The following is a 19,841-nucleotide window of genomic DNA, read 5'->3' on the forward strand; positions in this document are numbered from 1 at the left end:
GTGAAATACCAGATATGAAAGAAAAAGCGAAAAAGATCAGCGTATTTCCTAACAGGTGATAAATTGCCTGAAATGTTTTCAACGTATTTTATCGGGCAAGCCTATTGGGCTCCATATGCAGAAGCTACGAAGGAGGTGGAAGCATAAACGAATCATCAGTATATCTGTTTGTTAAATCCCGGATTTTATTTTATTTTTGTGGCAGAGTAGTACTTTTACTGATGCTTCAAAAGAATTAAACTATGAATAATCCCATTAAATATATAGTAGAGAATGAGCGAGATCCCCTGTGGGGATTATCTATTAGTACGGTGGGATGTGAAGTGATAGGTAAGAAAGAGAAATATCCTACAGATAAACATCAGTCCGGATATTATTTTTCTCCGGAAAGAGGTCGTATTTTGCAAGAGTATCAGTTGGTTTATATCACTGAGGGGCAAGGAGTACTTCAAACAGAAAGTATAGATAAAACGGTTATTGAAGCAGGAACTATGTTTCTGCTTTTTCCCGGTGAATGGCATACCTATGTACCGAATGAACTAACCGGATGGAAACAGTATTGGATAGGCTTTAAGGGAACAAATATGGAACATCTGGTGAAGAACGGATTTTGGCATAAAAAGTCTCCGGTGTTTCATATTGGTATGAATGAAGAAATTGTGTGTTTGTACAGACAAGCTATAGAAGTGGCCGATAAAGAGCAGGCCTATTTTCAACAGGTATTGGGGGGGATAACAAATCACTTGTTAGGATTGCTATATAGCCTGGACCGTAATAACCGGTTGGGAAAGAATCAACACTTGGTCGAACAGATAAACCGTGCCCGTGTGTTGATGCAGGAGAAGATAGAAACTTCTCTCTCAGTACAGGAAATAGCAATGCAACTTGGTATGAGTTATTCTTCGTTTCGTCAGTTGTTTAAAGAATATACAGGGTTGTCTCCTGCCCGTTATTTTCAGGAGATCAAGTTACAACGTGCAAAAGCACTATTATGTACGACCTACCTTTCCGTTAAGGAGATTGCATACTCTCTTAATTTTGAATCTCCTGATTATTTTTCTACTTTATTTAAAAAGAAAACCGGAAAGAAACCAAGTGACTTTCGCAGGTAGTTTTCTCAAAAAGTAAACTTCTCTCAGCAAATAATGAAGGGATAATTGGGTTGTTTCTCATACTTTTGGCAGCGTATATAAATTAAAAATAATGCGTATGGAAACAACAAGAACAAGTGTAAAAGTGGGTCTTATCGGAGTGGGACTCAATACTTACTGGGAACAATTTGAGGGACTTCTTCCTCGTTTGATGGGATATCATAAAGAAATTAGAGACAGGATGACAAACCTGTGTGCTGAAGTAGTTGATGCCGGTATGGTGGATAGTCCCCAAAAGGCAGCTGCGGCAGCCGAATTGATAAAGACGAATGATGCGGAAATTATTTTTATATTTATTTCTACATACGCCCTTTCTTCTACTATTCTGCCTATAGTTCAACGTGTTAAAGTTCCGGTTGTTTTATTGAATGTTCAGCCGGTTGCTGCCATCGATTATAGTTATATCAATGCTATGGGAGATCGAGGGCAGATGACCGGTGAATGGCTGGCTCATTGTCAGGCATGTTCGGCCCCTGAATTTGCATGTGTGTTTAATCGTGCAGGTATTCGCTACGACATTGTGACGGGATATTTGCAGGAAGAATATGTATGGAAAGAGATCGGAGCCTGGATAGATGCTGCTCGTGTCATGAAAGGAATGCGAGAGAATCGTATGGGAATTCTAGGGCATTACTATTGTGGTATGTTGGATGTATATACAGATACAACCCTGCAATCTACCCTATTTGGTACGCATATCGAACAGTTGGAGATGTGTGAGTTGAAAGCATATCGTGATACAGTGACCGAAGAAGAACTAAGGACAAAGCGTGCTGAATTTGAACAAAAATTTGATGTTGTACCGCAGTGTGAAGAGTACGAACTGGATCGTGCTGCCCGTACTTCTGTTGCATTGGACAAATTGATAAGGGCACATAACCTGGGTTCGATGGCTTATTACTATGAAGGTTTCACGGGAAATGATTATGAAAATATAGTCACTTCTGTTATAGCAGGAAACACTCTGCTGACTGGTAATAATATTCCTGTAGCCGGAGAGTGCGAGGTTAAGAATGTGCAGGCTATGAAGATCATGTCGTTGTTGGGAGTAGGAGGTTCCTTCTCCGAGCCCTATGCAATGGATTTTAATGATGATGTAGTGATGTGGGGACATGATGGGCCTGCTCATTTTGCCATTGCCGAAGGAAAAGTAAAACTCGTACCTCTTCCGGTTTATCACGGTAAGCCAGGCAAAGGATTGTCTGTTCAAATGAGTGTGAAGCAGGGTAGTGTAACTTTTCTTTCTGTATGTGAAGGCAAAGATGGTATCTTTTTGTTGGTAGCAGAAGGAGAATCAGTAGAAGGACCTACCTTGCAGATTGGTAATACAAATAGTCGTTATCGCTTTTCTTGTGGTGCACGTACTTTTATGGATAGATGGAGCAAAGCGGGACCTTCACATCATTGTGCAATTGGAATAGGACATATAGCGGATAAACTGCAGAAAGTTGCTTTCTTATTGAATATTCCGTGTGTCAGAGTCTGTTGATATAGAGAGATCCTTAATAGATGAGTATAAAGAAAGTATATGGAGTGATAAAAGTTTCGTGAGATTCAATATCTTTGCTGGATATTTAGAGCCTGTTTAAATTTTGCTCAGAAGCTGATAAAAACCTTTAGAGGAAAATTAAAACAGGTTCTTATTCAGAAGTTAAATATAGAATATGAAGAACCCGATTCCTCAATATACTTTTTACAAGACTAAGTATGGAAGTGAATTATTAATTGACGTTGTAGAATTAAAATACATAAAAAGGTTTTTATCCGAAAACCCTATTCATAGATTGACATATTATGATATCACTTTCGTCACTGAAGGGGAGGGGACTTTTTCTATCGATAATAAGAATTATGAAGCGACTTCTTGCGACGTGTTTTTTTCTCAACCGGGGGAAATACGGAGTTGGGATACGAATCATATAACAAACGGCTATGCGCTGATTTTTGAAGATCGGTTTTTATCTTCCGTCTTTAAAGATTCTTTGTTTGTGCAGCATCTTTCATTTTTTGGATGGGATAAATCATGCTCCAAGCTACACCTGTCTGATGAACTTTATAAATGCATGCTCCGGCTTTTACAGAATATTAAAGCAGAAATAGACGGGTATAAACAAAATGATATACATGTATTGAGAGCACTGCTTTATGAAGCACTCATGTTGCTGGACAGAACCTATCAAAATGAGATACCTGTAGGAACAATGAATAAGGAAAGCCGTAATATTCATATCAGTGGATTTATAAAATTAGTTGATATTCATTTGAGAGAGCACCATTCTGTTCAATTCTATGCAGATAAACTTTGTGTTACTCCCAACTATCTGAATGAGTTGATGAACACTGTTATGAGCATTAGTGCCAAGCAATATATACAGGATAGAGTAATAGATGAAGTCCGGGGATTGCTCGTTTATACAAATACTTCTATCTCTGAACTTGCATTTGAATTCAACTTTTCGTCCGTCTCTTATTTTATTCGTGCTTTTCGTCAGTGTACAGGTTACACTCCCTTGGCTTATCGTAAAGAGCATAAACCGTAAAAAGTACTATTTTCCCCTTTGTTTCTATTACATTACTTCTTTTCTATCCCTTTATCTTTGTGGTACTTATTAAACCATAAAACAGTAAAATCATGAAAGATGTAGAAAAAACAGTAGGAAATATGATAGACAAACAGAAAATCGCTTTTATCGGTTCTGTTGATACAGAAGGCTTTCCTAATATAAAGGCAATGTTGCAACCTCGTAAACGGGAGGGAATCAGTGTGATCTATTTAACAACAAATACTTCATCCCTGCGCGTCTCTCAGTTTTTAAAGGAGTCTCGTTCTTGTCTTTATTTCTGTGATACACGTTTCTTTAAGGGAATAATGCTAAAAGGAAGAGTGGAAGTCCTGACAGATCATGTAAGTAAAGAAATGATATGGCGGGAAGGGGATACGATGTATTATAAAGAAGGTGTAACGGATCCTGATTAGGCACTTATATACGACCTGACACCTTATAACAAAAAGTAATAGCCCGGAAAATACGGGATTTAAAAAAACAGGGCATTTATACTCTGCCCTGCAAGAGTTGGAAAGTTCCCTAATTAGGGGTAGATCGGTAATGTACTGGCACAAATACCTTTACACCTTTTCTATAATAAGAATAGGAATGTACATACACTTTCTTCTTTCCTTTTTTTGTTTTACTCATAATATTAATTATTAATTAAACATAAAATGACCCTATCTAATGAGCCATCTTCAAATCCCATTGATAGGGTCTGAGTAAAACTTTTCAAAGTTAACAGTTTACAATTGAGAATTATAAATTAGGACATATGTTTTACAGCATATTTTCTAAAATATTTTTTGAAATATTTGCATATATTGCTGATAATTAGTATATTTAGGCAACTTAAAAGACAAGCATTATGGAAAGTAAGAGCGGATTTTTAAACTTCTCTACATCATTTCCTGATGAAGAAAGTTGCATAAAGTATTACGAAAAAATCAGATGGGGAAATGGAGTTGTATCACCGTTTGATTCTACTTCTAAAGTGTATAAATGTGCTAATGGAAAGTACAAATGTAAGAATACAGGGAAATACTTTGACGTTAAAACAGGAACAGCATTTGCCAACACTAAATTACCGTTCAGATATTGGTTTTATGCTATGTTCCTGTTTATGTCCCATAAAAGGGCTGTATCGTCTTGTCAGCTTGCAAGAGACTTGGGAATCACACAAAAGACCGCTTGGAATATGTTGAAAAAGCTAAGAGATAATATAGGTTTTGAAAATGAACACACTCTTAGCTCTGATGTTGAAATAGATGAAACGTTTGTCGGAGGTAAGAATAAGAATCGCCATAAAGATAAGAAAGTAGAAAAATGTCAGGGACGTAGTTACAAGGATAAAGTTCCTGTATTTGGAATGTTAGAAAGAAATGGTAATTTAATAGCTAAGGTAGTTCCTAATACGCAAGCCAAAACTTTAGCGCCAATTATTAAGAAATACGTGAAAGAATACAGTGTTATTTATACAGATGGATGGGATTATGGAGGTCTTAAAGATAAGTATGAGCAAAGATCAGTAGACCACGAAAAGCATTTTTACGGAACGACTTACGCAACCGAATTTGGAGAGATTATAGAAATTAGTACGAACGGTATTGAAAATGCATGGTCACACCTTAAAAGAATGATATTTGGGACGTATTACAATGTGAGTAAAAAGTACATGCAACTATATATAGATGAATTTGTTTTTAGATTTAATACTCGAAATTTTACGGATTCTCAAAGATTTAATCTATATTTGCGTAACATAGCTTGATTATGGCAAAGAAAAAAGACATAGAAAAAGATAAACCTAAAGAGGACAAGCCACAATTTGAAGTAAAAGGCTTCGTTCTTTCTATTCCCATAGAGGAACTTGATCGGATGCTTCGGGATATGAGTAAGCCGAAAACTAAAAAAAACAAGAGTCGCAAAAATAGATAAACTCTCTAAATATCAAGTTTAACATACCATGTTGACATTTCACACCTTCCATACTAATTGTTAAATATTTTGCATTTATAATTTTTATTTCAAATTATTCAGTATATTTGCAGTGAATATAGAAATATTATTCAGTATTTCAAAATATATACTGTTTAAATAGCCTAATCGTCGTCAAACTCCTACACTTGATATAAAAGGCTATCTATAAACTTATCCATTAGGCGAGCGTTCCCGTCTAAAGACGCGGTGCGTTGCCATTGGATAAGTGAGCTGTAGGAGGCTTGACGACGTATGGCAATAGCTCTGCGTCTTTTTTGTGTCTTTACGTATGGTTATTGCTATCAGAAAGAATTTTAGTATTAACCAATAAACACATAAAGTTATGAGTAAAAAATGTCTTAAATGTGGAATTTCTATTACAGATGGTAGTTTTGATTATTGTTACCAATGTGGTAAAGATATGCAGCTTCCTCCCCCAAAAAGTGCTCCCAAAAGAATAGATAAAGAAACTACAGGGAAAGCCGAAATCGTTTTAAGTATAATCGCTAAAGCAACTCTAATTTTAGGAATTATCACAGCTATCATTTTGTTTTTTGTAGGAGTAAAAAAATATCCAGATTATGAAATAAGTGAAATGCTAATAGTTTGGTCAATTGTCATGTTGACATCATCTGTTATCACATGGGCTGTATTGAAGGTATTGTGTAATATTTCAAATAATCTACATAAAATAAATCAGAAAATAAAAGGATAAAAGAAAAATAATTGCTACTTTAGCAGTCGATTTAAAAACATATGCGCCAGCTTACTTATCCGAAGTTGGCGCATTATTTATAACTAAAGGTTATTACGAAAGGGATAGGGTAAAGTCGTATATAACTGCCCCTGATTATTGTGTCTTAAAGTTTACTGCTGTTTCTGGAAGATACTATAGCAATTTTAAATCAGAGAATTTTGTGATTGAAAGCTCCACAGGCGAATGATAGGGATACTATGTGAAGGCAGCATGTTTACACTATTGACTATTAGCGTTTTGCTCTTTTAAATGGTACAAACCTCATTTTTACAATTACATTGAAAGTAGGCACAAATGCAATGTGTTTATTTTCAGTGTTTTAGATATACGTGTTGTACCGCACTTTTTTAACCCTGTTTGTACAATTGGTAGGAGTTAATTTCAGAAGATTGATTTACTGCCATTTACCGCTCTTGGGTACAAATGGTTTTGCAGGGGCAAAGATATGAAAAATAAGGCAAATAGAATAAAGAAAGTACATAACTTTTGTACAAACATACTGCATATTTGATTATTTGTAGTACTTTTGTACAGTGATAAAAGAATTGCAGAAATGAATTCAGAAGAAAGTAAAAATCGATTCATCTCTTCTTCAGAAGTAAAGGAAAAGAGCCGTAATGCATACTATAAGCTCCTCAAGAGTGCCCGTGAAGGAAATATGGTCTGCATCCGGCGAGGTGTGTACGCTACAATGGAACAGTTGGCCGATACCATGATAGACCTTGATGTTGTGGTGCCGGCTGGTATTCTATGCTTGTTTTCTGCATGGAATATCCATGGACTTACCACTTCTTTGCCTCAGGCCTATCATGTGGCCATCAAAAGAGGAAGAAAGATACAGCTACCCGAATATCCCCCGATAGAACTACACTCCATTACTGAGCCACTATTGGAGCTTGGTGTTGAGGACCGAATTGTAAGTGGTTATCATGTTAAAGTATATAATGTGGAACGCTCTGTTTGTGACGCTATTAAGTATAGAAATAAGATTGGTATGGATGTATGTTCCGAAGTAGTTAACAGCTATTTAGCACTTTCTAATCGTAACCTAACTCTCCTGATGGACTATGCAAGCAAACTACGTGTTACAAAGACTCTTGAAAAATATCTCGAAATAAAGCTATGAGTGAAGAAATAAAGAACTACGGAAAATCTATAAGAGCTCGTTTGCTTAATATAGCCAAACAGGAAAATATCTTTTTCCAAACGATATTGACTCGCTATTTCCAGGAACGGCTACTTTATCGTATGTCACAGACACACTACAAGAATAACTTCTACCTGAAAGGTGGAGCACTTATGTATGCTTATGAACGTTTTTCAGCTCGACCTACCTTGGATATAGATTTCTTAGGAGCTGACATTAGTAATGATCGCGAAAAAATAGTCAATGTATTCAAAGAAATATGCGCTGTACCTTGCGATGAAGACGGTGTATGCTTTGATCTTACTCGCATCTCAGCACAGAATATCACAGAGTTCAAAGATTATCATGGTGTCAGATTGAGTATTTCTGTTACTATGGATACCATTGCACAGGTAATGACAATGGATATTGGATTTGGCGATGTGGTAACTCCCGGGGCTATACCTCTTGATTACCCTATTTTACTCAAGCATCTCCCAACTGCTAACATCTTGGCATATTCCATCGAAACAGTCATTGCAGAGAAAATGCATGCTGTAGTTGATTTGGTAGACCAAAGTAGCCGTATGAAGGACTACTACGACCTTTATCAGATTTTATCAGCCAGTCAATATGATGCTGAAGTACTTAAAAAGGCAATTAAACGAACCTTTGAGAATCGGCATACGGAATATATGAGCGACACAATGTTCTTCCGAGCAGAGTTCCCTGACAATATAGAAATGCAAACCAGATGGAAAGCATTCATCCGCAAGATAACGAGTAAAAGTGAATTGTCATTTTCAGATATGGTTCGCTACTTACAAATTGCATTAAAACCCTATTGGGAGAACTTAAAGCATGAATAAAAGCGATAGTGAGTGTTTCACACTTTCCTTTTTCGAAGCAAAAGATCTTGTCATTTCGGGTGATGTACATGGCGACTTTAATCAGTTGGTTTTAAAACTTTGTGTACAATATCAGATGAAAGATACTCTGTTGATTGTAGCCGGTGATTGCGGATTTCACATTATGACCCCAAAATAGTAGAGTATTTGGTAGGATTGGGTAAATGATAGTATAAAAATAAGGGCATAGTCTGATTTTAAGGTTATGCCCATCTATCCGATTCATTAGTTTTGTTATATGTTCCATAATCTTTCATAATTAGTTTCTAAGAACAGGACTAAATTCGATACCTTTACCGACAAATATAGTGTAGCACTTTTTGCTTCCTAAAAGAACAAACGATGACACGAAAACTATTTGTCTCAATTTCATTTATATTTATTGCTGCTGTAGCACTAAAAGCCCAGACAATAACAGGAAAGATTGTAGATAGTAATCAACAACCAATAGATGGAGCAACTATTGTGTTACAAACGATGGATTCCATTTATATAGGCGCTTCGATATCGAATACGGATGGAGTGTTTCTGCTGAATCATCAACCGGAACAATATCGTTTGATCATCCAACATCTGTTATATAAAACCAAATTGCTGTCAGACGTGAAGAATGACATCGGGATTGTCACATTAGAACCCGAAGATTATGCTTTGGATGAAGTAGTCATAAAGGCTGAGCGCCCTTTTGTGAAAGTGGAGGAGGGGCGTTTGGGGTATAATCTTGCACAATTGGCTGATGGTAAGGTGGTGAATAATGCTTATGAGGCTTTAACAAAGTTACCGGGTGTACAAGAAGATAAAGAGGGATTGACTTTGGCAGGAGCCGGAAGTGTTACTGTTATTTTGAATGGCAAACCTATGACGATGAACGCTGCTCAGCTGGAAACTTTATTGAGAAATACTCCTGTTGATCGTGTGGAAAAGGCAGAGGTAATGTATAGCGCGCCACCCCAATATCATGTAAGAGGGGCTGTCATTAATGTAGTGTTGAAACGTTCGAATGATTATTCTTTTCAGGGAGAAGTAAATGCTGATTATACGAACCATTATTTCAATAGTGGAAGTATGAACGGTAATTTTCGGTTGTCTACTCCCAAAATGGCTTTTGATGTAATGTATGGTTCAAGTGATGTAAAACAGATGGAATATATGAATATTTATTCCAGACATACATTGAGAAACAAAATATACGAGATTAATCAGAATAACCGGATAAGTACCAAATATTGGAATCATAATTTGAGGACAGCGTTTGAATATAATTTTAATGATAAAAATAATCTGAATGTGTCTTATACAGGGAATTTTAGCCCCGATCAACACAATAACAGCCGGACTGTCGGAAACTACCAGACCAGTAATACTGATAAGTACATAGATACCCGTATGCATAACATATCACTGCAATATCATTCAGGATTCGGATTGGAAATAGGAGGAGATTATACCCGTTATACTTCAGATAATGAACAAAACCTGAACGTCAATTATGAAGATAATAGTCAGAGTCATTTTAATTTGTCAGCCGGGCAGAAAATAGACCGTTATTCTATTTATGCAGACCAGAGCCATCAACTAACCAGAGGCTGGAACTTTGGTTATGGAGCTTCCTACAGATTTGCCAATGACCATGACTATCAGATTTATAATGAAGTCGGTGGTGGTATTCAGACACAAAATACGGATTCAAAGTTAAAAGAGCAGACTACTAATTTTTATGTGTCGGTGAGCAAGGAGTATGAAACAGGGACTTCGTTTTCAGCTTCAGCTACGGGAGAATATTATACCATTGGCAATTATCATAAATGGGCTGTTTATCCGCAAGCAACATTCACTTATATGAAGACACCTAAGCATATTCTCCAGTTTTCACTGTCAACGGATAAAACTTATCCGAGCTATTGGGATATGCAATCATCCGTCAGTTATATAGACGGATATACCGAATTGTGGGGAACTCCGGGAATAAGGCCTATGACAACATACAATCTGAATGGTAATTATATTCTGAAGCAAAAGTATATTTTCGGTATGTTCTTTATGCACACGGCAGATTATTTCGTACAAGCAGCCTATCAGTCAACAGACAGGCTTGCTTTGATTTATAAAAATACGAACTGGAACTATATGCGCTTGTGGGGTGCAAATGTCATATTACCTTTTAAAGGCGGGAGTTGGCTGGATTCCCGGCTGACTTTGACAGGAATGCAAATGCATCAACGCTGTGACGATTTCTTTGATATACCTTTCAACCGGAAGAAATGGCTGTTCAGCGGATCACTTGATAATACATTTAAAGTTTATAAGGGTTTGTCTTTAGAACTGAATGGGAATGTGCAGACACCTGCCATACAGGGGACGTTTGATGTAAATAGTGTTTTTAATCTGACGGCTGGTTTGAAATGGAGCTTTGCCAAAGACAAGGCGACTGTATCTGCTCGTTGCAGTGATATTTTTGAAACCGGAATGCCTAACATTAAAATCCGTTTTAAAGGACAACATTTAGATATGGATAATGCTTTTTATTCACGGGCATTTACAGTACATTTCTCTTATCGCTTTGGTGGATATACAAAGAAAGAAAGTAAATCAGTAGATACGTCACGATTTGGCATGTAAGTCTTTGGGATGATTTCTGTGTAGTTACTCTTTTGGAAATAAATACCCAGAAGTGGGGATTGATAAACTCAATATTTTCCATGAACTTTGCACCAAAAATCCGATAAATGAAATATGTTTATATAATAATATTGCTTGTTGTGATAGGAGGGTTAACTCCTTTTTCAGTGCAAGCACAGGATTCTATCCATATAGGAACCCGGCATACCCTGTTTTCGCAGATATTAAATGAGGAGAGGGCTTATTGGGTTTATGAACCCGAAAGACAGGCCGGGGACTCGATTAGAAACCTTCCTGTTCTTTATTTACTGGATGGGGATGTTTTTTTTCATTCAGTAGTAGGATTTACCCGTTTTTTCTCTTCTTCCAAAGTTTCTTCTTTGCCTCCATGTATTGTTGTCGCGGTACTAAATACGGACCGTACCAGGGATTTTACTCCCACTTGTTCGGCTGCACGACGGGACGGAACTATTCATTCCGGAGATAAACCGCAGGGAGGAGGGGCTGAGCAATTCTATCGTTTTCTGACGGAGGAGTTACGTCCTGAAGTGGAAAAAGAAGTGTCTGGTGGCGGTAGTAAAATTCTGGTAGGACACTCATATGCAGGTCTGTTCACTTTAGAGATGCTTCTTCAGCACCCCGGATCATTTGATACGTTTATGGCAATAGATCCCAGCTTATGGTGGGATCGGGGAGTTTTCCTAAGGCAGTGGAGGCAAAAAGCGTCAGGACAGGATTTTTCCGGTAAACAGTTATATGTTGCTTTTGCCACTCAGCAACGTCCCGGAGTGAAATTAAATCAGTTCTCGCTGGCAGATAGTTTGAAAATAAAGATTGTTCCCGATATGGAAAACCGGCATCTACGGGTTGTTTATAAAAAGTTTCCGGAAGAGATGCATGGTACTGTTGCTCTTCCGGGAATATTTGACGGTTTGAAGTCTCTGTTCCGACACTAATATTGTTTCTCTTTTATTGGAGAATCTGTAGAGGTATTGTCTTCCTGAAGAAGTAGCTGGGATAGTGAACGGGTACTCCATTTATCTTTAAAAGACGGAGTTATCGGTTTTAATGAATGAATATGGGGAACAGGTTTTATGTGCTTAACTCCTTTAACTGATTCCAAGTGAGTGTTACTCATTATGATTTCTCCTCTTACAATCCCTTTTTGGGCTGCAACAGCATAACCATCTGTGTCATATAGTACACCATTTATATACCATCCCAAAAAGCGGCCATTGAAATGATAAATGTCTTCTTTTCCATCAAAATAAGCTACTGGAGTGCCATCCCACATATAAATTGTAGAATCTTTGTCCACATAGTTTATGTAGGCAATAGGCTGGGTGCTTTTATCGAATAAGGTCACTTCTGACTCTTGGGGGATAACAGGTTCGTTTTCATCATCACCACATCCGGTCAATAATCCGATTGTGGCACATAAAACTAAGAGTAATTTTTTCATTTGATGTATTATTAATTAATATATAAATGTTTATAAGAAGTTATAGATTACCTTATTTATTCAAGGGAATGTTAACCTTCTCATATAAAAAGACCGGGATATATAAAAATATCCCTATCGAGGAATCCTTAATTTTTCCAAATAAGTGCATTTTTAAGAGAGGGTGGCTAAAGGTAAAATTGTAGCGAAACAACTGCCTATACCTACTTCCGACTGTACTTCTATGCGCCCCGAAAGTTTTTCGATAATAACCTTACAGATAGATAGCCCCAGGCCACTACCTTGTTCAAATTCATCGGCTTTATAGAAACGGTCAAAAATCATCATGAGTTCTTTTTCATCTATTCCTCTGCCTGTATCTTTTACATACACGCAAACTGCATTATGTTCTTTGTCTATTTTGCATCCTAATGTAATAGAGCCATTTTGGGTAAACTTATTAGCATTACTTAAGAAATTGGAAATAACTTGTGTAAAACGAATACGATCTATGTTGACTGGCAAAAAGAGTGAGTCATCTAATTCAAGATGGAACTTTAGGGAAGGTTGGATTAATGGTTGATAGTTATTATATATTTCTCTGACAATATCCGTTATATTATAGTTCTTTATGTCAAAGTCCATGTTACCGGAGTCTAAATTGGATATTTCCAGCATATCGTTAATGAGTTTCAAAAGTAGTTCATTATTAAGATTGATTATTTCGAGCATACTTTCTTTTTCCTCCTGGTCTATTTCGTCGGCATATTCACTCGCCAGTATGTTAGTAAAGCCTACAATGGCATTGAGCGGAGTACGAATCTCGTGACTTATATTATTTAGGAACGACTGTTTTAATTCTGCTTTTTCAGCCATTTGTTTGGCTAAAATCAGTTGTTGTTCATGTTCTACTAATTTTTGGATGTTTTGCATGATACCTGCCAACATCATTTCACCCTTTGCATTTTTCAGGCTGCGGCATCGTAGTTCATACCATTGGTAGTTGCTTTCGGTTTTTCCGAAGTCAAAACGTGCACGCTGTATTTCCATACCTGGAGATTGATACAGAGTTTCATAAAATGAGCTCAGCAATTGTTTATCATCGGCGTGTGTGTATTGCAAGAAATCATCTTTGGTAAATGAACGTTGTTTTAAACCCATTAAACGTGTATAATTGGTATCGAACTCGATTGTATTTCCTTGCATGTTCCACAATGATATCTGGCCTCCGTCTGTAGAAAGTGTTAAGCGTTTATGGGCTTCTTCAAGTATTTGCAGATTTTTGCGCTCTATCTGCGAGCGTTTTCGCATTCTCAGCAAACTGAGTGATATAAAAATGAATGCGAAGATGAATAGCACTGCAAGGAGATATAACTCAACACGGTAGTGGTCATAAAACGGATAGTTGACAAGGCGTACATTCTTTGGGATCTGTTGGGTGACCTGGCTGCCATATACAGAAATATTGCCCCAATCGAGTATATATTCTTTAGGTAAATCACTTATTTGGGGTACGCCTGTCTTTTCTTTATTCATTAATCGTATAGATAGGTTAGCGGCAATTTTAGCTGAAATTTCTTTTGTAGCCATATAACCACCCACAATCTTGGTTCCTTCGTCGAACCCCTCGCAAATACAACTGAAAGAAGGTATATTAACAGCATTTACTATTGGGAGCGACATTGAATCAAATTTATCTAGTAAAAATGCTTTTTTCTTCTGTTCACTTTTCGATTTTTCCATCATCACAAGTAAAGAAGCTCCTTTTATATAACGGAAAGGGCAGAGGCTTACGGTTAACTTATCTTTTTTTACTTTGATACGTTGGTTTGCTACAGCCGCCATAAGATTGTAATACTCCATCATTTCGCTCATTTCCTTGTATTCATATTCCATAGAATATGCTGACTTGTGGCCTAAAATTTGTACATTTCTCCTATCCACAACCTTAGTCAATAAATCATAAGATTTACGTCCGAGTGTAGTCAGATCGATATTGTATACAATTTCTATTTCTGCTTTAGGTTGCAGTGATTGTATGAAATCTATGTTGCTTTTGAAATCCGGACTGTCTCTGAGGATATAAATTTCTTTAGTACTGTATTCTTTTATAAGTCTCTCATCGGGAAAATGTACATTGCAGGCTATTACCGGGGTAGAAGACAAGAGGTGGTGGCGGGTCGATAATAAAGAACTGGTAGCCTGATCTCCTATAGCCAGAATAAGATCCACTGGTTTACTTTTAATAACATTGAGATATTTATTCATGTTATCAAGACAAACTTCTGGATTGAATTGATTACAGTCGAGATAAAATTGATTGAATAGAGGTTCTATACCTTTTCTTCTGAGTTCCTGTGTTATGAGCTCTTCAAAATTTCCGTAGCCAATACTATTCTTTGAAAAAGAATATATAAGATATATATGTTTTTGCACCCGGTGATTTGTAACATACCACTGTTTGAAATTATATCCGCATAAGAAAGTTCCTAATAAGAGAATAAAGCCAATAATATATTTAAATTGGGGGACAATGATTTTCATATATTGATTTATATCATGCAAAAGTAGTATAATTTCAGCAAAGTAGGGATGGCTTTATATAAAATATTTTATATTTTTCTTCTGTGGCGGATGTCCTTTTGTAATATATTGATTACATGAAATAAAACCAGGCTAATTGGAAAGGTTAGATTCAGACCTTTCGGGTGATAAGGAGCAGAAAGAAATACAGGATGAGGTGTTGTGGAAAAATAGTTTACACAAATAGAGCTGATCTGCATAAATTTACTATATTTGTACTTTACAATCTACCTGTAATGGTAATAAATCGGTATGATTGTGGCCAGTTATATTGATAATATCTAATTTAAAGCAAGGGTACACATGGATACTGATTTTGTAAACTTAACAACAGAAAACCTTGTCAATGAGCATTTGTGCTGCATTATTCGCAGTAAGAAAGTCCATCCTGGTATTGATGCAAAACGGCAATGGCTTTCTGATCGGCTAAATGAAGGTCATGTCTTTAGGAAGTTAAACGTAAAAGCTACGGTTTTTATTGAATATGCACCTCTTGAAACAGCTTGGGTTCCCATAGTCGGCGACAACTATTATTACATATATTGCTTATGGGTTTTGGGCAGCCACAAAGGAAACGGATATGGGAAATCACTGATGGAGTATTGCTTGGCTGATGCCATAGAAAAGGGTAAATCCGGTATTTGTATGCTTGGGGCAAAAAAACAGAAGAACTGGCTTTCCGATCAATCATTTGCAAAGAAATTTGGCTTTGAGGTTGTTGATACTACCGATAACGGATATGAATTGCTTGCTCTTTCTTTTGACGGAAATGTACCGACATTTGCGCAAAATGCTAAAAAGCTGAAAATAGAAAATGAAGAACTGACGATTTATTATGATATGCAATGCCCTTACGTCTATCAAAACATTGAGATGATAGCACGGTATTGTGAGATGAATGACCTTCCTATATCTTTAATTCAAGTAGATACGTTGCAGAAGGCCAAGGGATTACCTTGCGTTTTCAATAATTTTGCTGTGTTTTATAAAGGAGTTTTTGAAACAGTGAATTTGTTAAATATCGACTATTTAAAAAGGATTATTACAACGAGGCGGAGGGTGTGACTTATTAAAGCGAATAGGCTTTAACGAAGTACGAAATGGTTGAAGAGGGTGTATTACTAAAAGATATGATTTACTTTAAACAAAAAATATAAGGATGAAACAAAAAATTTTATTTGTACTGCTCGATAACTTTGCTGATTGGGAAGGAGCCTATATTGCTCCGAGCCTGAATTGGGGAGTTGAACCCGGAAGTGAAAATAAATATGTAGTTAAAACGGTATCGGTAGCGGAAGGCTTTGTTGTCTCGTGTGGTGGATTCAAGGTATTACCCGATTACAGCATCAATGATATTCCTGCCGATTATGCCGGAGTAGTATTAATAGGAGGTATGAGTTGGTTTACTCCAGAGGCCGAACTTATTGTCCCGTTAGTAGAAGATGCCATTAAGAACAAAAAACTGGTTGCAGGTATCTGCAACGCTTCGGTTTTTCTTGGAATGCACGGATTTCTAAACGAGGTGAATCACACCAGTAATGGATTGGATTATCTGAAAGAATATGGTGGAGCGGGCTATAAGGGCGAATGCCACTATATCGATAAACCAGCAGTGAGAGACGGCAACATTGTAACAGCTAACGGCTTTTCTGCTTTGGAATTTGCCCGTGAAATACTCTATGTTTTAGAGGCAGATACTCCGAAGAAGATAGAGAAAAGTTATCGAATGAATAAAACAGGTGTTTGGGAAGCGCCTGAAATTGAATAATCGTATTATTAACATTGAAAACTTCTTTTCTAAAACTCAAACGGGGGTAAAATAAAGAATATATGCTTATGGAAGATATAACAAATGGACGCTGCGGTTGGTGTGGGACCGATGAATTGTATGTAAAATACCATGATGAAGAATGGGGAAGATTGGTGACTGACGATAAGATACTGTTCGAGTTTCTTGTGTTGGAGAGTGCCCAGGCAGGACTGAGTTGGATCACCATTCTTAGAAAACGAGAGGGGTATCGCAAAGCCTTTTGTGATTTTGATGTTGAGAGGGTGGCACAGATGACCGATGAAGATGTACAACGATTGGTCCAGTTTGATGGTATTGTGAAAAACCGCCTGAAAATAAAATCAACCATCACTAATGCAAGACAATTTCTCGTTATACAAAAAGAGTTTGGTAGTTTTTACAACTATACGCTCTCATTCTTTCCCGACAGAAAACCGATTATCAACACCTTTAGTTCATTGAGCGAAATTCCTGTATCTTCTCCCCAGTCCGATGCGATGAGTAAGGATATGAAAAAGCGTGGATTCAAATTTTTCGGATCTACGATTTGTTACGCTCACTTGCAGGCTTCGGGGTTTATTAACGATCACCTGATGGGCTGTGTATGCCGGAAATAAGGAAAAGTAATTGGAATTATACAAAAAGCAAAAACAGATGAAACGATATATTAAAACCCAGCACCTCATTCTCCGCTCCTGGCAAGAGGAGGATATTCCACACCTTGCCAGATTGAACAGCGATGATAGGGTTATGGAATATTTTTTGAATAAATTGTCTTATCAAGAGACGATTGCTTTGTACAATCAAATACAAGAGGAGTTTGCCGAATGTGGATTTGGTGCATATGCTGTTGAGGAGAAAGAGACTGGCGTTTTTATTGGTTTTGTCGGATTGCACAATGTTACATTTGAAGTAGACTTTGCTCCGGCTGTTGAAATCTTATGGAGACTGTTACCCGAGTTTTGGGGCAAAGGGTATGCTACGGAAGCTGCTATTGCTTGTTTGAATTATGCAAAAGATGAATTAAAGCTAAAAGAGATAGTCTCTTTTACTTCATTGCTAAATAAACGTTCAGAGCATGTGATGCAAAAAATAGGTATGGCACGCATAAAAGAGTTCAATCATCCGTTAGTGGAGCCCGAACATCCTCTGTACAGACACATTTTGTATAAGATAGTATTGTGATTTTGGAATGTATCTTCTTTTCAGTAATTTCTTCTGAGTGGCTTTGAGAGTTTCTTTGCGAAGGATTTTGAGTAGTTTCATTGCATATTTTATTAACCTGCAATAATACATATTTTACACTATGGGAATAAATAAGGAGGAAATTACATTAAAGCAGCTGACAGACAAAGATATACCATTGTTTGAAAGTTGGCTTGACAAAGAATATATCAAAAAATGGTTTGGTGACAAAGAGGATTGGTTGCATGAGATAAGCGAAAGAAACGGGAAATACAGTTTCTTAACGCATTTCATTGTTTATCACAATGACCGGAAAATTGGATATTGTCTCTATGGCGATTGTTTTTATATCAAAGATTTAGAGGAAGAAGGTCATGACTTTAAGTCATTGTATGGCGATGTTACAGCGAAAAATCATACTTATGAAATAGGTTACCTGATTGGCGAAGAGGGGTATTTGAACAAAGGTATCGGTAAGATTATCATTCAGTTGCTGGAAGCAAAACTTATTGGAATCGGAGCTAAAGAGGTGGTGGCAGATCCCTGTGAAGAGAATATTATCTCTGTAAAAACACTTCTTGGTAACGGTTTCAGGAAAAAAAGTGATGGGGACTATCGAAAAGTAATTGTGAGTATAGAACCATAAATATGAAAGAGTAATTCATCGTATAGCTAAAAGAGAAAAGACTATCAACTCAGATCGAACATAGCAATGTAATTTGTTCTCGTAAGTTTCGATAAGATATTTTTAACTTTGGGATCATACTGGTTCACAGTAAGTATAATGGCTGTATAGTAGAATTGTAATAAACACTTTAATTTTTTTTATTTCATTGGTAACGGCATCTGTCACTTCAAATCGGTCTTTTGCGAGGTCAATGTACATCTGTTCTTCATATCTTCTATGAACCCATGTACTGAGGCGTTTTTTTCTGTATGGGTGCTTTCTAAATCAACCCGATGATGTGAGGGTTGCCTAAGATGCGTGCCTACTTCCGTATACCTTTTATTCCCATACCCATTGCATAGCTATGGAGAACATTTTTTAATTTTGTCATTGTATTTTGAGTTTTATATCGTCGGCCACGACGAAAACCGAATTTACATCAAAATCCCCTGTCAGGCATAATACTTAGCAGGGGTATTTTTGTTTGGGTACAAAGGGGGAAGGATAAAATAGTTGATAAAGGCAGCGACACTTGTGGAATGGGGGGCAATATGCTATCGATTTTCCATGATGTGTTATTAAGCAAATGGAAGAAAAAGAAATGCAAAAAAGGTTAGGATTATACTTTTACCTATAATAAGTGATTATTAAAATGTTATATCTAAAAATAATATAATATGAAACCTGAAGATTTTATGGAAAACATTTGCAGATGTTTGGAAAGAATAAAGAATGAGGTAAACAGATTATCTGATTTTCAAGTGATCGACGGAAGATACGAAGTAGATAACAGTACTAATAAAACAATGCAGTCGGATCAAACTCATAGTAACAGCAATTTGAAGTATTGCTATACAGAGATGAAAGATGAGATACTTCTCGGTCAGATAACTCTTTTTGAAATAAACCGTGATATTGTTCGAATTAAGCAGATATGCAAAAAGGAGGGCTGTACATATACTGTCATAGGACAATTAACCTTTGCCGAACAAGCACAACTGAAAGAGAAGGCTATAAAGGGGCTGGATAGCATGACGAAGTCCATCGAAGGTAAAACCATTCAAACAGACGAATCTGAGGAGTGAG

At 36.8% G+C, this 19,841-nt stretch carries 18 protein-coding genes and 3 pseudogenes; 19 read left to right on the forward strand and 2 right to left on the reverse strand.

Annotated elements, in window-relative coordinates; all coding sequences use genetic code 11:
* Positions 1-242 precede the first annotated feature (242 nt).
* From VCM39_RS07525 to VCM39_RS07585, 13 genes and pseudogenes are all read left to right on the forward strand, one after another.
* Positions 243-1,112 (forward strand): AraC family transcriptional regulator, encoded by an 870-nt coding sequence (locus tag VCM39_RS07525; protein ID WP_322933462.1) that lies wholly within the window; start codon positions 243-245, stop codon positions 1,110-1,112.
* Between the two features lie 97 nt (positions 1,113-1,209).
* On the forward strand, positions 1,210-2,640 hold the full coding sequence (locus VCM39_RS07530) for an L-fucose/L-arabinose isomerase family protein (RefSeq protein WP_322933461.1): 1,431 nt from the start codon (positions 1,210-1,212) through the stop codon (positions 2,638-2,640).
* 175 nt (positions 2,641-2,815) lie between these two features.
* Positions 2,816-3,691: an AraC family transcriptional regulator gene (locus VCM39_RS07535; protein WP_322933460.1), complete on the forward strand. Its 876-nt coding sequence runs from the start codon at positions 2,816-2,818 to the stop codon at positions 3,689-3,691.
* 92 nt (positions 3,692-3,783) lie between these two features.
* A pseudogene (locus tag VCM39_RS07540) lies at positions 3,784-4,125 on the forward strand (pyridoxamine 5'-phosphate oxidase family protein); the annotation flags it as partial.
* Positions 4,126-4,568: 443 nt separating this feature from the next.
* Complete coding sequence (locus tag VCM39_RS07545; RefSeq protein WP_322933458.1) at positions 4,569-5,471, forward strand: IS1595 family transposase; 903 nt, start codon at positions 4,569-4,571, stop codon at positions 5,469-5,471.
* Positions 5,472-5,473: 2 nt separating this feature from the next.
* The gene (locus VCM39_RS07550; RefSeq protein ID WP_007483851.1) at positions 5,474-5,638 is read left to right on the forward strand and encodes a hypothetical protein; all 165 of its coding nucleotides are present in this window, start codon (positions 5,474-5,476) and stop codon (positions 5,636-5,638) included.
* Between the two features lie 385 nt (positions 5,639-6,023).
* Positions 6,024-6,395 carry a hypothetical protein gene (locus tag VCM39_RS07555; protein WP_322933457.1) on the forward strand — a complete coding sequence of 124 codons (372 nt, stop codon included), beginning with the start codon at positions 6,024-6,026 and terminating at the stop codon, positions 6,393-6,395.
* 121 nt (positions 6,396-6,516) lie between these two features.
* A pseudogene (locus tag VCM39_RS07560) lies at positions 6,517-6,624 on the forward strand (pyridoxamine 5'-phosphate oxidase); the annotation flags it as partial.
* 366 nt (positions 6,625-6,990) lie between these two features.
* Positions 6,991-7,563 (forward strand): hypothetical protein, encoded by a 573-nt coding sequence (locus VCM39_RS07565; protein WP_322933456.1) that lies wholly within the window; start codon positions 6,991-6,993, stop codon positions 7,561-7,563.
* Positions 7,560-8,432 carry a nucleotidyl transferase AbiEii/AbiGii toxin family protein gene (locus tag VCM39_RS07570; RefSeq protein ID WP_289293468.1) on the forward strand — a complete coding sequence of 291 codons (873 nt, stop codon included), beginning with the start codon at positions 7,560-7,562 and terminating at the stop codon, positions 8,430-8,432. The genes VCM39_RS07565 and VCM39_RS07570 overlap by 4 nt, the downstream gene beginning before the upstream one ends.
* A pseudogene (locus VCM39_RS07575) lies at positions 8,425-8,589 on the forward strand (serine/threonine protein phosphatase); the annotation flags it as partial. The gene VCM39_RS07570 and the pseudogene VCM39_RS07575, both read left to right, overlap by 8 nt.
* A 224-nt stretch (positions 8,590-8,813) precedes the next feature.
* Entirely contained in the window at positions 8,814-11,090 is a 2,277-nt protein-coding gene (locus VCM39_RS07580; protein WP_322933454.1) for an outer membrane beta-barrel family protein, read from the forward strand.
* Between the two features lie 107 nt (positions 11,091-11,197).
* The gene (locus tag VCM39_RS07585) at positions 11,198-12,046 is read left to right on the forward strand and encodes an alpha/beta hydrolase (RefSeq protein ID WP_322933453.1); all 849 of its coding nucleotides are present in this window, start codon (positions 11,198-11,200) and stop codon (positions 12,044-12,046) included.
* Here the strand turns inward: VCM39_RS07585 and VCM39_RS07590 are convergent.
* Together VCM39_RS07590 and VCM39_RS07595 are read right to left on the reverse strand one after the other, a co-directional pair.
* A complete protein-coding gene (locus VCM39_RS07590) occupies positions 12,043-12,552 on the reverse strand; it encodes a 4-fold beta flower protein (protein WP_322933452.1) in 510 nt (169 codons plus the stop codon). The two genes, VCM39_RS07585 and VCM39_RS07590, sit on opposite strands and share 4 nt — an antisense overlap.
* Before the next feature lie 153 nt (positions 12,553-12,705).
* Entirely contained in the window at positions 12,706-15,075 is a 2,370-nt protein-coding gene (locus tag VCM39_RS07595; RefSeq protein WP_323674012.1) for a HAMP domain-containing sensor histidine kinase, read from the reverse strand.
* A 342-nt stretch (positions 15,076-15,417) separates the two neighbouring features.
* Between VCM39_RS07595 and VCM39_RS07600 the strand changes: the two genes are divergently transcribed.
* The 6 genes from VCM39_RS07600 (at position 15,418) to VCM39_RS07625 (ending at position 19,840) form a co-directional block, all read left to right on the forward strand.
* The gene (locus VCM39_RS07600) at positions 15,418-16,179 is read left to right on the forward strand and encodes a GNAT family N-acetyltransferase (protein WP_221649385.1); all 762 of its coding nucleotides are present in this window, start codon (positions 15,418-15,420) and stop codon (positions 16,177-16,179) included.
* A gap of 94 nt (positions 16,180-16,273) precedes the next feature.
* The gene (locus tag VCM39_RS07605) at positions 16,274-16,882 is read left to right on the forward strand and encodes a type 1 glutamine amidotransferase family protein (protein ID WP_322933450.1); all 609 of its coding nucleotides are present in this window, start codon (positions 16,274-16,276) and stop codon (positions 16,880-16,882) included.
* A gap of 68 nt (positions 16,883-16,950) precedes the next feature.
* Positions 16,951-17,520, forward strand: coding sequence for a DNA-3-methyladenine glycosylase I (locus VCM39_RS07610; RefSeq protein WP_221649383.1), 570 nt, complete (start codon positions 16,951-16,953; stop codon positions 17,518-17,520).
* Positions 17,521-17,557: 37 nt separating this feature from the next.
* Positions 17,558-18,088: a GNAT family N-acetyltransferase gene (locus VCM39_RS07615; protein ID WP_322933449.1), complete on the forward strand. Its 531-nt coding sequence runs from the start codon at positions 17,558-17,560 to the stop codon at positions 18,086-18,088.
* A gap of 121 nt (positions 18,089-18,209) precedes the next feature.
* Complete coding sequence (locus tag VCM39_RS07620) at positions 18,210-18,734, forward strand: GNAT family protein (protein ID WP_322933448.1); 525 nt, start codon at positions 18,210-18,212, stop codon at positions 18,732-18,734.
* A gap of 698 nt (positions 18,735-19,432) precedes the next feature.
* Positions 19,433-19,840 (forward strand): hypothetical protein, encoded by a 408-nt coding sequence (locus VCM39_RS07625; protein WP_221649380.1) that lies wholly within the window; start codon positions 19,433-19,435, stop codon positions 19,838-19,840.
* Position 19,841 lies beyond the last annotated feature (1 nt).

The sequence above is a fragment of the Bacteroides mucinivorans genome, from assembly GCF_034654355.2.
GTDB classification, from domain to species: Bacteria; Bacteroidota; Bacteroidia; order Bacteroidales; family Bacteroidaceae; genus Bacteroides; species Bacteroides nordii.

What these genes read in the sequence shown, in the direction of transcription:
- VCM39_RS07525 (WP_322933462.1), top strand. Translation starts at nt 243, where the DNA reads ATGAATAATCCCATTAAATATATAGTAGAGAATGAGCGAGATCCCCTG.
- VCM39_RS07530 (WP_322933461.1), top strand. Translation starts at nt 1,210, where the DNA reads ATGGAAACAACAAGAACAAGTGTAAAAGTGGGTCTTATCGGAGTGGGA.
- VCM39_RS07535 (WP_322933460.1), top strand. Translation starts at nt 2,816, where the DNA reads ATGAAGAACCCGATTCCTCAATATACTTTTTACAAGACTAAGTATGGA.
- VCM39_RS07545 (WP_322933458.1), top strand. Translation starts at nt 4,569, where the DNA reads ATGGAAAGTAAGAGCGGATTTTTAAACTTCTCTACATCATTTCCTGAT.
- VCM39_RS07550 (WP_007483851.1), top strand. Translation starts at nt 5,474, where the DNA reads ATGGCAAAGAAAAAAGACATAGAAAAAGATAAACCTAAAGAGGACAAG.
- VCM39_RS07555 (WP_322933457.1), top strand. Translation starts at nt 6,024, where the DNA reads ATGAGTAAAAAATGTCTTAAATGTGGAATTTCTATTACAGATGGTAGT.
- VCM39_RS07565 (WP_322933456.1), top strand. Translation starts at nt 6,991, where the DNA reads ATGAATTCAGAAGAAAGTAAAAATCGATTCATCTCTTCTTCAGAAGTA.
- VCM39_RS07570 (WP_289293468.1), top strand. Translation starts at nt 7,560, where the DNA reads ATGAGTGAAGAAATAAAGAACTACGGAAAATCTATAAGAGCTCGTTTG.
- VCM39_RS07580 (WP_322933454.1), top strand. Translation starts at nt 8,814, where the DNA reads ATGACACGAAAACTATTTGTCTCAATTTCATTTATATTTATTGCTGCT.
- VCM39_RS07585 (WP_322933453.1), top strand. Translation starts at nt 11,198, where the DNA reads ATGAAATATGTTTATATAATAATATTGCTTGTTGTGATAGGAGGGTTA.
- VCM39_RS07590 (WP_322933452.1), bottom strand. Translation starts at nt 12,552, where the DNA reads ATGAAAAAATTACTCTTAGTTTTATGTGCCACAATCGGATTATTGACC.
- VCM39_RS07595 (WP_323674012.1), bottom strand. Translation starts at nt 15,075, where the DNA reads ATGAAAATCATTGTCCCCCAATTTAAATATATTATTGGCTTTATTCTC.
- VCM39_RS07600 (WP_221649385.1), top strand. Translation starts at nt 15,418, where the DNA reads ATGGATACTGATTTTGTAAACTTAACAACAGAAAACCTTGTCAATGAG.
- VCM39_RS07605 (WP_322933450.1), top strand. Translation starts at nt 16,274, where the DNA reads ATGAAACAAAAAATTTTATTTGTACTGCTCGATAACTTTGCTGATTGG.
- VCM39_RS07610 (WP_221649383.1), top strand. Translation starts at nt 16,951, where the DNA reads ATGGAAGATATAACAAATGGACGCTGCGGTTGGTGTGGGACCGATGAA.
- VCM39_RS07615 (WP_322933449.1), top strand. Translation starts at nt 17,558, where the DNA reads ATGAAACGATATATTAAAACCCAGCACCTCATTCTCCGCTCCTGGCAA.
- VCM39_RS07620 (WP_322933448.1), top strand. Translation starts at nt 18,210, where the DNA reads ATGGGAATAAATAAGGAGGAAATTACATTAAAGCAGCTGACAGACAAA.
- VCM39_RS07625 (WP_221649380.1), top strand. Translation starts at nt 19,433, where the DNA reads ATGAAACCTGAAGATTTTATGGAAAACATTTGCAGATGTTTGGAAAGA.